Raw genomic sequence first — 13,687 nt, forward strand, 5'->3', positions numbered from 1 at the left:
GCATGAACAGTAGTCAATTTAATAAAATCAAAAACGGACAAGGGTTTATCGCCGCACTCGATCAAAGCGGCGGCAGCACACCTAAAGCACTCGCCACCTATGGAGTACCTGCTCATTCTTATTCAGGGGAAGACGAAATGTTTGACCTCGTTCACGAGATGCGCACAAGAATTATTACATCACCTTCATTTGACGGCGACCGTATCCTCGGGGCGATTCTTTTTGAACAGACAATGGACCGTAAGATTGAAGGAAAATACACGGCAGATTATCTTGCTGATATAAACGTCGTTCCCTTCCTTAAAGTAGACAAAGGACTAGCCGATGAGAAAGACGGAGTTCAGCTTATGAAGCCGATTAACGACCTGGATGAGAAGCTGCGCCGCGCCAACGAACGAAATGTTTTCGGTACCAAAATGCGTTCGGTCATACATGAACCAAACGAAAGCGGAATTAAAGACGTCGTTGACCAGCAGTTCGAAATTGGAAAACAGATAATTGGTTATGATCTCGTTCCGATAATTGAACCGGAAGTCAGCATTAAAAGTGAGAACAAGGAACAATGTGAAGAAATTTTGCGCGGTGAGATTCTCAAACACTTAAACAGTTTATCGGCAGATGAGAACGTCATGCTGAAGCTTACCATTCCGACGAAAGCCAATGCATACAAAGAGCTCGTCGATCACCCGCGTGTGTTGCGTGTGGTAGCACTTTCAGGGGGATATTCCCGTGATGAAGCCAATGAGAAGTTGAAAGAAAACGACGGCCTGGTAGCAAGCTTCTCCCGGGCGCTGGCCTCTGATTTAAAGGCTGATCAGTCAGACGATCAGTTTGATGAAGCGTTGAAGGATGCGGTAGATACGATTTTCGATGCGTCTGTGAACAAGAACTAAGACGATTTCAGGGTGCGCTTGCCAAGAGCGCACCTTTATTTTTCGCCCCATTTTTCCTCCAGCTGCTTAATTTCTTCCTTATGCGGAACGATTTCTTTTGGCGTTTCGAGGATAAACGGAACATTTTCCAATAAGTGAGTCTTAAACAGCTGAGCAAATTGGACCTCCTTTATATATCCATGACCAAAGATATTCGCATGCCGATCTTTCCCTGATCCTGTGTCGTATTTGGAATTATTGAGATGAATCACAGCTAAATGATTAAAATAATCCAACTCCATTCCCTTTTCTACTACCTGTCCCCAATTGTCACCGTCCCACAGTCCGCTCGCAAATGCATGACATGTATCAAAACAGAAGCCGATCTTCTCGGGCTCGTCACATAACTTCCTGATCTGTACCAGCTCTTCCAACGTCGTACCCATCGCTCCCGGCTTTCCCGCCATATTCTCAAGGAGAATCCTGCACACTCCCTGCCACTGACCCAGCACTTCATTCAGTACTTCTATCATAAGGCGGTAGCTGGCCAGCTTATCATCGTTAAACAGATCCTTTCCGAAATGAACGACAAGACCTATAGATCCGCACGCCTCAGCAATTGCTAAATCATTGAGGAGTGAAGCCGTGACCTGTTCCCTTTTATTTTCATTAAAAGGCGTTAACGTGGTAGGGTACGGCGAGTGAGCGACTGAGACAATTCCCTGCTGCCTGCAAAAATCGCTGCAAAGCTCTGCATCTTCTTTATTAAACGATTTAACCGTCAGGCTTCGCGGATTCTTCGGAAAATATTGAAAAGCTTCTGCACCCATGGCGGCTGCCTGCTCCGCCGCCCCTAAATAACCCTCTCTAATTGAAACGTGGCTGCCAAAAATCATATTAATCCCCTTCTTCTCGAAACGTACGTAGATATTATTTTCTCCAAAAGTTAATAATTCATCATACAAAAAAGTTCAGCCTTCGCTTAGTTGCGGCGGCTGATCTTTTTTATGGGCGTTTATTTGATTTTGTGGGCGAATATCTTAGTTTACGGGCGATTATGCTTTTTTATGGGCGAAAACACTTAATTTACATACGGCAGGGCCTTATTTTACACTTTCAATAATGGTCCCTTCAATAACAGGCGTGCCTGCATCGTCTGTCCCCTGATAGGTTCCATACACTTCCACTATATCTTTAATCATAAATTCTGCACCTTCATCCTTATTTTCCACCGAATAAGTCCCTTCTCCAGCCTCTTCATCCGCTGTTACCGAGAAAACGGCTGCCGCCTCATCCGCAGGTGCTGCAGCGGAAATATAACCTTGAATGAATACCTTGTCGCCCTCTTCCACTTCCCCTGCATTAACAGTCGCAAAATCAATTGGTACCGCTTCTTCCCTTAATTGTTCTTCCAAATCCTGTTGAGACGGCTGCTCCTTACTTTCATTCGCACTGGTATCCTCTGAGCAGCCGAGCAAGGCAGCTAAACCGAGTATAGCTAAATATTTTTTCATACATCGACCTCCATGTCATATGCTTACCTTTCTAATTCTAGATGTGAAGCTTAATTCCTTCGATGAAGATTGTAGACTTCTGGCTAGTTTTAGCATCACAAAGAACAATGGTGCAATTGTCTGGGAACTGGATGTCGTTCTCCAATAAATTTATCAACAGCTTGGAATGCACTGGATAAAATAATAAAAAAGCTCCTTCTACGTTTCAAGAACGCGAAGAAGCTCCCTGTTATCGATTGCTCTCATCTAATATCGTTATCTTCCTATTTCCACTGATGACACTTCTTAACCGCCGGTCCATTTTTCTTGCTCTCCATATAATATGAGAGAAATTGGCCGGTGTAAAGTTGTGTTGATCGATTAAATATTGCTCAAATGCTTCGTGATCCACCTGATTATTATGGTCCTTCGCATAGTTTATTAAAATATGCGTCAATTCCTTGTATGTCATGTTTTTGGATCGATCCGCTGAAAAGGCTATTGGGTCAGTGGGAAGGATATAGTCATTTTTCAACGCTTCCTCAGCTTTATCTATTGAAAGATCAGATTTAATCTCAGGGTCCGGGCCTTTTAATTCATCGGCCATCTCCACAGAATGGTCATTGTTCTCACCATTCTCCTCCATACGCTCCAGCCGGGCTATGAGCTCATGCTGTTCACTGGTAAGCTCCTTGAGCATCTCCCGCAGATGCTTTTTTTCCTCTTGTATATCCTCTAACCGCATCCCTATAGCGTTTCGTAACGTAAACATAGCAGGGAGGCCTCCTTTAATAGTAATGACTATAAAATATCATAGCATACTAAAAAAGAGAGAAGATGCCTAAGCCTTTTGATTGATTAAAAAAACACCGGTTGCCTGGAGATGACTTAGGTTGATATACCTAAACACTTATATCTCCTTCGCGGGCCTCAGCCATCTTCTGCGGGTCATAATTAATCACATCAGAAGAATAGATTGTCACACTTACCTGGCCCCCATCCACTCTTGACCTGATTAAAAGCGGCTGATTAAACTGGTTCTTAAATGTAAAATCAGGACCATACCAGCTCACTGTCGCATCGCGGCCGGGAGGAACATAAGGGACCCGCTTGCTGTGGGAAAAACGTTCCAAAATCTTTACGCCCACCTTATCGACCGAGTTAAACAGGGTAGAAGAAAGCTGGCAGATCCCCCCGCCAATTCCCTCGGTCAATTCCCCTTTCACAATCTCCGGCGCATTCATGTAGCCCTTCTCTTTCGTTCTTTTTCCAACGGCCTTATTAAACGAAAATACCTCTCCGGGAAAGACCACGTGACTATCCAGAGCTTCAGCAGCCAGGCGGATGTTATGAGATCGTTCTTTATTGTTGGAGTTGAAATAGGTGACATATTGCCCGATCTGCTGTGTGCGGATGTTGGCAAGCAGTTCACTATCCACCTCAGGACGGACAGCCAGCTTCGGCACCGAGATTGAGGACGCTTCATTTGCATAGAGGTACTCATAGAATTTCTCCATGAATTTCTTCTGATAAACCCTGGTTCCATCCTCTCCAGGTATGATTTCACCGGAGTCCCCTATTTTGGCATTTACTGGTTCCCGGCCAATTTGTTCATCCAGCCGGTCAATGAGCTGCTGGATTTTAGAATGATTCACAAAGGGCTCCCCCAGAAACTCGGCTTCGAAGTCCTTTCGGTTCACAGACATAACTTCTTTGTCATCCTCAGTGATGGTTAAGCGGTCATCTTGTATAGAGGGTTGTGCTAAGAGTAAGCATAAAGACAAAAAGGCAAATTTCATAACAAAACCTCCTACATGCTAGTATGAGTAGAAGGTGAATGAATCATGTGGGGAACTTTTGACTTTACTATTCATAATTTCTCTAAACGGGGCTTGATAGCGTGAAAACGCTGGACACTATGGAAGAGCCCAGCTTTTTAGTCTCATCTATTTACAGCGCCGGCAGCTGCTTCAACAAGTTCAACTGTTTGATCAACAACAGTCTCGCAAGCAAACCCTTCGATCTGTAGTTTATGCGTCCTTCTTCGTAATTTTTGGCTCGTCACTAATGACACTTGGATCTGTTTCGTTTTTTTGTATATCGAGAATGGTCTGCTTTGTTGATTGGCTTATTTCTGCTTTGAAATAAGGCTCATAGGCCTCAACCGGAGATCTCTTGGTGAAAAAGACTACGAGAAGAACACCTATTAACGAAGCTGACAGGGCGATCAAGAACGGGTTGGTTGCATTAAGAAATTGAGCAATAATATACGTAAAAAGCCCAACGAGCATAGATACATAGGCTCCGGCTCTATTCATCCGCTTCCAATACAGCCCTAAGATGACTACAGCAAAAAATACTGCTCCAAAGCCTCCATAAACGTAGGTGAATCCCATGGCAAGGAACCAGGGTGGAGTAATGGAGCTGACCACTGCGATGACCGCAATGACAAACATTCCAATTCTAAGATTCATGTTGAACTTCTTTTCAGTTATTTGCTTTTTCGAGAAAATGTTTAAGTATACGTCATAATATAAGGAAGTTGCACAGTGTAAAAGCATTGAATTCGCTGACGAGACCGCGGCGGCACATAATGCCACTAATGTTAAGGCACCAACTAAAGGCGGGGTGTACTCCTGTACAATTAAGGGAATGATATAATCCGTAGTCTGATCTGCCGGTAAACTAGGGATTAATGTCTTCGCACCCAGCCCCATTATGATTAATGGTATAAAGATGACGATTAATACGAGAAGCGAACCCATGACTTGCAAGACAGCAACTTTAACATTTCTAGGAGCCAGCATTCTCGTAACCCAGTGAGGGGACACAATAGACCCGACTGCATTTGACATAAAAATAGCAAGCAAAGCCCCTAAACCAAATGTACCCACCGGGGAAATCATTGATCCTTCTGGTATTTCACTTCCACCCAAATTTGTAGGTTGAGTAGTGGCGGAAATGGTGTCCACTATGTTTGCCAATCCACCTGTGGCAGCTAACACAGAAGCTCCACCTAAAATGACACCCAACACGATTAAGAGCGTATTTAATGTATCTGTTGCAGCAACTGACCAGAAGCCTCCGATGCTTGTAAAAAGCAGGAAAATTAAAAATGCGAATATCGCATACTGATAATCAAATCCGGTGATCGTCGAGAAGACAATACCAAATCCGACTACCTGTAAATGGACAAATAAAAAGTATCCGATAAACATGATAGCTCCTACTATGGTGCGTAAATGACTTACCTTTCGAAAGGGCTCGAATCTCATATGAATATATTCTGGAAAGGTTCGTGCTGGAATTTCCGGCCTGCGAACCTTGTACGCAACCAAGGGCATTAAGGCGGTTGCCAAAAACCATCCCGCCACCCAGCCAATTATAGCGGAAACGCCGTTACTATAGAGATATCCTGGAATTCCCATAACAGAAGCAACACTAACCCATGTAGCTGTAGTTGTACCAATACCTAACAAAAGTCCCATTCGGTGGCCGCCGGTAGTAAAGTCAGACATAGATTCAGCATGCCTCAGGCTTCTAATTGAAGTCCATATAACGAAAGCAACGTATAAACCAAGAACGATTAAGTAGACCATACCACTCACTCCCCTTCTTTTTGCTTGTATTGATACAACCTTCCTGTAGCGCCCCAGCGTTTCACTCCATGCTTTTCAATCCTGAAACATAAATATGTACCTAACACCATCGAAAAAATAATTGTAGTGAACCATGTCATTAAGGCAATAATCATTTAAATTACCCCACCTTCATTTTTTGTCCATAAGCTCATTCATTTCAATTGAATGCGTTTACATTATTATTTAAGAACAATTGACATTTACCCATGCTTTCCCCAAAGTCAGGCACTTTTTTATCTTTTTCGGCTTTCTGGACAATCTGGCACACGAATTGATTATAAGGTGTCGGTACATTAGACTGCATTCCTTTTTTACTACATGGCCATTAATATAGTTAATTTCAGTCGGCTTCCCATTTTCCAAATCCTGCAGCATACTTGCCTTAAGATTGGCGTGTGGTCCCCAGACTTCATTATAAAAATCGAGTTTATCGGAAATCGCGCTCTGGTTCTCCAGCTCCAGAAATCCAAAATCTTTTCCTTGCATTTGTTCTAGTGTAATTTGGTGTGAATGAGCGACCTTGATCGTTTCATCAGCAATATTGGCTAGAATTTTCATAGCATCGGCATCTTTTAATACCTCTCCAAAAGTACAGCCAAGAACAGCTGACATTCCACTGAATGTAGCATTCATTAGTAATTTAGACCATCTCACTCCTTGGATATTTGTACTGATTTCACAGTGCCCTACCGTATCTAATATTTCTTTGACCATTATAATCCGATCCGTAATCTCCCCATGAAGCTCCCCAACGTCAAAAGCATATTTCTTCATCGTACTGACTTCTGTGGTCAAATTGGAAACCCCTGGTCCAGACCAAGCAGCTCCAAAGCCGACTGCCCCTCCCATCGTCCGGCCGCTTCCTACAATTGATGCCACCTTTTCTTCAGGAACCCCGTTTTGAAGTGTACAAACAATGCTCTCCTCATGAAGATATGGGAGGATGGATTGTAAGGAAGCTGCAGTGAAAACCTGCTTCGTAAGTAAAAAGACAACATCATATTCTTCACTGAAATCTTTCGGGTGTCTGGCTGTTACAGGAACCGTTAAATCTAAAAAGCCTGTCATTCTCGCCCCGTGTTGATTTAACGCATCCACATTCTCTTGATTCACATCAATTAATTCAACATCGTAACCACCCTTCTGTATTAAAGAGCCGACAATTATTCCTAAAGACCCTGCACCCAGCACTGCAATTTTCATGCTTTTCCTCCTACCCTTTTCATGCTATTCTTTTGCAGCTTTAAGATCTGTCTCGCTTCATCAGGTGTTGCAACTTCTCTCCCTAACGTCTTTGCTAATTCAGCAATACGAGTTACAAATTGAGCATTTGTTCTCGCTAATTCGCCTTTACGAAAATATACACTATCCTCCATCCCTACACGTACGTGCCCGCCTAATAGAATGCTCATGGTATTAATCGTTAACTGGTGTCTGCTGGCTCCAATTGCTGACCACGTTGACCCTTCCGGTATGCTGTCCACCATATGCATCAAGTTTTTAGGTGTTGCCGGCATACCTCCCGCCACACCTAAAACGAATTGAAAATGGTAAGGTGCCTCCAGTAGTCCTTTTTTCGCGATACGCAAAGCGTTATCAATCATACCTACATCAAAAGCTTCGATTTCAGGTCTTATGTTTCGTCTTTGTGTTTCAGATGCCAGCTTCTCTAAGAAGGCTGGAGTATTGTAGAACACCCCAGAACCAAAATTCATTGAACCCGCATCAAACGTGGCCATTTCCGGATTCAATTCACATACACGAAGCCGTTCTTCCTCCGTCGTTACTAATCCCCCTGCCGTTGTTAAATTTAAAATAATGTCACACTGTTCTTTCACCCGATCAATGACTTCCTGATAAACATCCAAATCCATTGTATTTTCTCCCATTACATCCCTTACGTGTACATGACCAATGGCAGCCCCGGCTTTCCAAGATTCATAGATAGAATCAGCTATTTCTTTTGGTGATAAAGGTACATGAGGTGTATGTTCCCGGGTGGTCTGCGCCCCTGTTGGAGCAACCGTAATTATTAATTTTTCCATACAACATTCCTCCCTGCATTTTTAGTGAAGCGCTTTCAAAAAGCTGCGAACTAAAGCTGACGGACATAGCAGATTTGACTTGCTTCACTTGCTTAATACTAAAAATCATTAATTAAATCTTCAAGGTTAGTACCGTAATAATCAGTAATTGTTTCCTCGAAGTCATTAATAATCCTATTCACATAAATATCATGCCTAATATAATTTCTGGTCGTAGATACCATAACAGGATGGCTTGATACAACCGAATGCGGAGAATCCTCTAAGGATTGAAGCAGAATCGCTTTTTTATTATCGACTACAATGGATAACTCTCCTCTATGACGCCCCAGCGCTACCTCCTCTTTATAATGGGTGAAACTATTCCAGGGAACCTCACCCGGCTCATCATCAAATATAAAAGTCACTATCTTGACACCGCGTTGATGAGTCTTGAGAAGAAGTTCTTTCAATACATCAAACTCTCTTTTCCAGCAGCTAATGATCACTTGAGATTCACATTCTGTAATAGCAGTGTGAACCACTTCCATCGAAGCTGAATATCCCTCGATCAGAAACAATTCTGACCATTCTACGTCACTACGTGAAGAAACCTCTTCAAGTGAATGATCAAGAAATTCCAGGTGATCCATAAATGTGTCCTTTTTTGATTTCAATAGTTCTTTATAAGGCAGAGGGCTGTAACGGACTTTTTTTCCGTTATCCCCTCCTGATACAGTAAATACCAAACCTTGTTCTCTCATTTTTTGTAATGCACCATACACTTTTGGAGCAGGAACTCCAGATAATTTTGCAATTGTATTTCCGTTGGATGGTTGATGTCTTAAAAGAGTAATGTAAATCTTCGCCTCATATTCAGTCATTCCAAATTCTTTTAAAGTTGTAATAATTTCTTCCATGTTCAACCCCTCATTTACTTACTACAAAGGTAGTATAATTATTGATTATTACTTTACTACCCAGGTAGTTAATTTGTCAATAACTTTGTGATTTTCAGATTTTTATATCTTTTTTGTAATCAACAAAACCCCGGAGAAAGCTTGAACGCTTTCTCCGGGGTTTTTGAATTAACTTATAAGTTTATGATTGCATAGTTTTAATCATTTTCTCTATCACATCCCGGCAGCAAGTGAATAACTGCATAATTCAAAACAGCCTTGTTGTCTGTAAGGATTACATCCAATAAGACAGCGAAAGACTGTACGCCGAAATTACAGAAATCAGGGCACGGATCTGAATCCTTTACCGAGGCATAACAAAGCACTTCGTTGGCACACGTTGTACCCGTACATGAAAACGGTAAACGGTTGATCGCTGTACAGTTTGACTCGCCATCATCAAAAAATGTATCAAATTCAAGATTAAAATAATAATTGAGATACCCTACAGCTTTCACTTCATTCACTGTCACTCCCTCTACATCTCCACATGGCGTGGATGCTGACACTTGGACTGGAGTAATACAACAGTCAAGGAAGAAAGGATCATTTAGAACACTGATAATTAATGGAGGTTCTGTCACACCTATCACCGAGTTGGCCGGCAGCTCTAACGCACACTGATCAATCAGGATAGCAGGACAGTTGGCTTGTTGGGCCTGCTCAAAAGTCGACAATAGGTCTTCAAGCTGCTGAATTGATTCAGTATCCTCTACTTCGTTGGCTTGACTCAGCGCCTCTTCAACCTGTCTTCTCGTCGCTTCCAGCTGTTGTTTACGGACCTGCTCACTATCAGACTCTCGATTAACAACTTGCTGCTTGTTATAATTTTTTCTCATATGAACACCTCCTTTCTTGTTTCTACTAAAATATTCATAGATTTAACGAATGATTGGACAAATTCTGCAGATCCAGCAGGATTACTATAAAAAAATAGAAGCTCAACTAGTACGTGGTTCTATTAAGTTTAACCAGCCAGAAACTATCTTTTTGTTGTAACAAAATCCAAATAATGATACTATACTATTCAAAGAAATAGTATGACATATTAATTGGAAACAAAATAAATAGTGTGTCACATTAATTTAGCGGAGTAAATCCGTAAAGGGAGGCGATCAACAGTAAGTCTATTAAATTTGTACTTATATATGCCGCTCCATACAGCATCTTCTACTACTTAAAGAATAGGGAGATTAATCGTGTCTAAAAAAGAAAAAGTATATGTCGTGTCAGATTCAGTCGGGGAAACAGCTGACATGATGGTTAAAGCTGTGACGAGTCAATTCCTTGGGCAGGATATTGAAATTAAGCATTTTTCCTATGTAGAGAATGAGCAGGATATTAATAACGTCATTACGGTGTCGAAGTATAGTCACTCCATTATTGCTTACACCATCGTTCTGCCCGCTTTAAAGGAATACCTTGATCAACGAGCAGCAGAAGAAGGAATCATGGCGGTTGACTTGATACATCCGCTGATGGAGGCGTTCACTCAAAAGTTTAATATTGAACCCAACCATCAACCGGGACTAATGAGGAAGCTGGATGAGAACTATTTTAAACGAGTGGAAGCCATTGAATTTGCCGTAAAGTATGATGATGGTCAGGAAGTGCGGGGGTTAAAACAAGCCGACATTGTCATCGTAGGGGTTTCGAGAACCTCAAAGACTCCCCTTTCTATGTATCTAGCAAATAAAAAGTTTAAAGTAGCCAATGTACCTCTCATCCCAGAGATTCCGCCTCCTCAAGAGCTTTTTTCGATTCCAAGAAAAAAATGTGTCGGCTTAATCATTACACCTGAGAAATTAAACAGCATCCGCAAAGAACGGCTGAAAAGTCTGGGGTTAACAGCTCCAGCAAATTATGCCTCATTAGATCGAATTCTTGAAGAATTAGAAAGTGCTGAACAAATTATGAAAAAAATCGGCTGTCCTATCATTGATGTCTCCAATAAGGCCATTGAAGAGACAGCTGAAGTCATTTTAGCCATGTTTAACAAAAGGGGGAGTTTGCATAATGAATAATAAATTTGTCTTCATGTTTGATCAATCCGGCAGCAGCAAGAAGGAACTTTTAGGAGGGAAAGGTGCTAATCTAGCTGAAATGACGCGTATCGGTTTACCTGTTCCATATGGGTTTACAATTACAACAGCTGCGTGTAATTCCTATTACGATGCAGGCCAGGTGATTCCTCCTGAAGCTGAATTTCAAGTACTGGAAGCACTGCAGGCACTTGAGAAAAAAACAGGCAAACAATTAGGTAATCCATCCAACCCGCTGCTCGTTTCCGTACGCTCAGGTGCCGTCCATTCCATGCCTGGAATGATGGATACTGTACTGAATCTCGGGATGAATGATGAAACCGTAAAGGGAATGGCAGAGCTTACAAACAACCCGCGGTTTGCGTATGATTCCTACCGCAGGTTTATTCAAATGTTCAGCGACGTAGTTCTGGATGTAGACAACTATCATTTCGAGCAGCGGTTAGACCATATCCGCGAAGAAAAAGGATACCATTCCGATACAGAAATAACGGCTGACGATTGGAAAAAAGTAATTAAAGAATTCAAAGAGATTGTGCTGAATCAAGCGAAACGAAGCTTCCCTGAAGATCCTAAGGAGCAATTATTCCTGACCATCAACGCTGTGTTTGACTCCTGGAATAACCAGCGGGCTGTATTGTACCGTCGTCTTCACCAGATACCAGGCCACCTGGGTACTGCTGTCAATATTCAAAGCATGGTGTTCGGCAATATGGGTGAGGACTCCGGTACGGGAGTTGCTTTCACCCGCAACCCCTCGACCGGCGAATCGAAGCTCTATGGAGAATATTTAATTAACGCCCAGGGAGAAGACGTGGTAGCAGGCATTCGAACGCCGCAGCCAATTGCTTCCCTTCAAGAAGACATGCCAGACGTCTATCAGCAATTGATTGATACGTGTCAGCTGTTAGAAAATCACTACCAAGATATGCAGGACATTGAATTTACAGTAGAAAGCGGAAATCTGTTTATTCTCCAGACACGGAATGGGAAACGCACAGCCCAGGCAGCCATTAGAATTGCTGTTGAATTAGTAAGAGAAAACATTATGGATAAACGAGAGGCTCTTTTACGCGTGGATCCTGATCAGCTCAATCAGCTGCTCCATCATCACATCGATCCCGACCATACAGAAAAACAATTCGCTAAAGGTCTGCCAGCTTCACCAGGCGCAGCTACAGGTCAAGTCGTCTTTGATGCGGATGAAGCCGAAGAGCTTTCTAAAAGCGGGAAAAAAGTTATTCTTGTCCGCCCTGAAACAACACCAGATGATATCCACGGCATCGTGGCTGCTCAGGCAACCGTTACAAGCCGCGGAGGAATGACCAGCCATGCCGCCGTTGTAGCCAGAGGTATGGGAAAAGCGTGCATATGCGGCTGTGAATCATTAAAGATAGATTTAGAGGCAAAACAATTTAACGTAGGAGCTACAACCGTCAACCATGGCGATACAATTACTATTGATGGCTCAACAGGTGAAATCTTTCTTGGTGAAATTCCAATGATCGAACCACAGCTTTCAGACGAATTCCAACTGCTGCTGAGCTGGGCAGATGGAGAGACAAAAATGGGAGTAAGAGCAAATGCTGATAACCCGGCCGACGCTGCGAAAGCCTTGGAATTTGGAGCAGGAGGAATTGGACTCTGCCGTACAGAGCATATGTTTATGGATCCCTCTCGTATTCCAACAGTACAGAGTATGATCCTTTCTGAAACCAGCCAGGAACGTAATGACGCTCTCGATCAGCTCTTACCTATGCAGCAGGAGGACTTCGAGAAAATATTTGAAACGATGCAGGGACATCCCATTACCGTTCGGTTATTAGACCCGCCTCTCCATGAATTTCTGCCGGATAAGGAAGAACTGCTGGTGGATGTGACAAAGCTGCAAATAACAGATTCGAACTCAAACGAATTACAGGAAAAGCAAAATCTCTTACGTAAAGTGCGCGTATTAGAGGAGTCAAATCCCATGTTAGGCCATCGCGGCTGCCGACTGGGAATGATTCATCCTGAAATCTACGAAATGCAGGCAAAAGCCATATTTTATGCCATGTCCAACGTGATGAAAAAAGGAATTAACGTTAAGTCGGAAATCATGATACCGTTGGTCAGCCATGTGAATGAACTTAAAGAAATGCGCCAGCTCGTCATCAATGTTGGCAGCCAGGTACAAGAAGAAAAAGACCAGGAATTCGATTACCTCATTGGGACCATGGTCGAAACTCCACGCGCCGCACTCACAGCCGACCAAATTGCTCAGGAAGCGGACTTTTTCTCTTTTGGAACCAACGATTTAACGCAAACCACCTTTGGATTCAGCCGTGACGATGCAGAAGGGAAGTTCCTCCAGCATTATGTTGAAAATGAAGTCCTCGTGCAAAATCCGTTTGTTTCGCTAGATCAAGAAGGTGTAGGTAAACTTGTAGAAACTGGGGTCCAACTGGGCCGGGAAACGAAACCTGCACTAAAAACAGGGATTTGTGGAGAACATGGCGGAGAAAAAGAATCGATTCAATTCTGCTATGATTCAGGGATAGATTATGTAAGCTGCTCCCCTTTCCGCGTGCCCGCAGCACGGCTTGCGGCAGCTCAGGCAACTATTCGGAGCGAGCAAAACAGCCTTATAAAAGAACCTCAGCATAATTAATAAAAT

The 13,687-nt window shown here is 42.8% G+C and carries 13 protein-coding genes; 3 read left to right on the forward strand and 10 right to left on the reverse strand.

The genetic code is table 11. The features are described 5' to 3' along the window. Nucleotides 1-2 precede the first annotated feature (2 nt). Nucleotides 3-893 (forward strand): fructose bisphosphate aldolase, encoded by an 891-nt coding sequence (locus LF822_RS16870; RefSeq protein ID WP_253925253.1) that lies wholly within the window; start codon nt 3-5, stop codon nt 891-893. A 35-nt stretch (nt 894-928) separates the two neighbouring features. Here LF822_RS16870 and LF822_RS16875 read toward each other — a convergent pair whose 3' ends face one another. The 10 genes from LF822_RS16875 to LF822_RS16920 form a co-directional block, all read right to left on the reverse strand. Then, nucleotides 929-1,768 carry a deoxyribonuclease IV gene (locus LF822_RS16875; protein WP_253925465.1) on the reverse strand — a complete coding sequence of 280 codons (840 nt, stop codon included), beginning with the start codon at nt 1,766-1,768 and terminating at the stop codon, nt 929-931. A gap of 207 nt (nt 1,769-1,975) precedes the next feature. After that, the gene (locus tag LF822_RS16880; protein ID WP_253925254.1) at nt 1,976-2,386 is read right to left on the reverse strand and encodes a hypothetical protein; all 411 of its coding nucleotides are present in this window, start codon (nt 2,384-2,386) and stop codon (nt 1,976-1,978) included. A 229-nt stretch (nt 2,387-2,615) separates the two neighbouring features. Continuing rightward, nucleotides 2,616-3,137 carry a hypothetical protein gene (locus LF822_RS16885; RefSeq protein ID WP_253925255.1) on the reverse strand — a complete coding sequence of 174 codons (522 nt, stop codon included), beginning with the start codon at nt 3,135-3,137 and terminating at the stop codon, nt 2,616-2,618. 130 nt (nt 3,138-3,267) lie between these two features. Beyond that, nucleotides 3,268-4,164 carry a VanW family protein gene (locus tag LF822_RS16890; protein WP_253925256.1) on the reverse strand — a complete coding sequence of 299 codons (897 nt, stop codon included), beginning with the start codon at nt 4,162-4,164 and terminating at the stop codon, nt 3,268-3,270. Between the two features lie 231 nt (nt 4,165-4,395). Continuing rightward, nucleotides 4,396-5,964, reverse strand: a complete 1,569-nt coding sequence (locus LF822_RS16895; RefSeq protein ID WP_253925257.1) for a sodium:solute symporter family protein — start codon at nt 5,962-5,964, stop codon at nt 4,396-4,398. A gap of 5 nt (nt 5,965-5,969) precedes the next feature. Beyond that, complete coding sequence (locus LF822_RS16900) at nt 5,970-6,119, reverse strand: hypothetical protein (protein WP_253925258.1); 150 nt, start codon at nt 6,117-6,119, stop codon at nt 5,970-5,972. Between the two features lie 70 nt (nt 6,120-6,189). Continuing rightward, on the reverse strand, nt 6,190-7,209 hold the full coding sequence (locus LF822_RS16905; RefSeq protein WP_371925941.1) for a ketopantoate reductase family protein: 1,020 nt from the start codon (nt 7,207-7,209) through the stop codon (nt 6,190-6,192). Then, nucleotides 7,206-8,051, reverse strand: coding sequence for a beta-keto acid cleavage family enzyme (locus LF822_RS16910; RefSeq protein WP_253925259.1), 846 nt, complete (start codon nt 8,049-8,051; stop codon nt 7,206-7,208). The genes LF822_RS16905 and LF822_RS16910 overlap by 4 nt, the downstream gene beginning before the upstream one ends. A 98-nt stretch (nt 8,052-8,149) precedes the next feature. Further along, on the reverse strand, nt 8,150-8,950 hold the full coding sequence (locus LF822_RS16915; protein ID WP_253925260.1) for a TrmB family transcriptional regulator: 801 nt from the start codon (nt 8,948-8,950) through the stop codon (nt 8,150-8,152). Between the two features lie 197 nt (nt 8,951-9,147). After that, nucleotides 9,148-9,828 carry a hypothetical protein gene (locus tag LF822_RS16920; RefSeq protein WP_253925261.1) on the reverse strand — a complete coding sequence of 227 codons (681 nt, stop codon included), beginning with the start codon at nt 9,826-9,828 and terminating at the stop codon, nt 9,148-9,150. 360 nt (nt 9,829-10,188) lie between these two features. Here LF822_RS16920 and LF822_RS16925 point away from each other — a divergent pair, with 360 nt between their 5' ends. Together LF822_RS16925 and ppdK are read left to right on the forward strand one after the other, a co-directional pair. Then, nucleotides 10,189-11,013 carry a pyruvate, water dikinase regulatory protein gene (locus tag LF822_RS16925; RefSeq protein ID WP_253925262.1) on the forward strand — a complete coding sequence of 275 codons (825 nt, stop codon included), beginning with the start codon at nt 10,189-10,191 and terminating at the stop codon, nt 11,011-11,013. After that, entirely contained in the window at nt 11,006-13,681 is a 2,676-nt protein-coding gene (gene ppdK / locus LF822_RS16930; protein ID WP_253925263.1) for a pyruvate, phosphate dikinase, read from the forward strand. Before LF822_RS16925 ends, ppdK begins: the two co-directional genes overlap by 8 nt. The last annotated feature ends 6 nt before the right edge of the window (nt 13,682-13,687 follow it).

It is taken from the genome of Halobacillus sp. A5, assembly GCF_024189315.1.
Taxonomy (GTDB): domain Bacteria; phylum Bacillota; class Bacilli; order Bacillales; family Halobacillaceae; genus Halobacillus_A.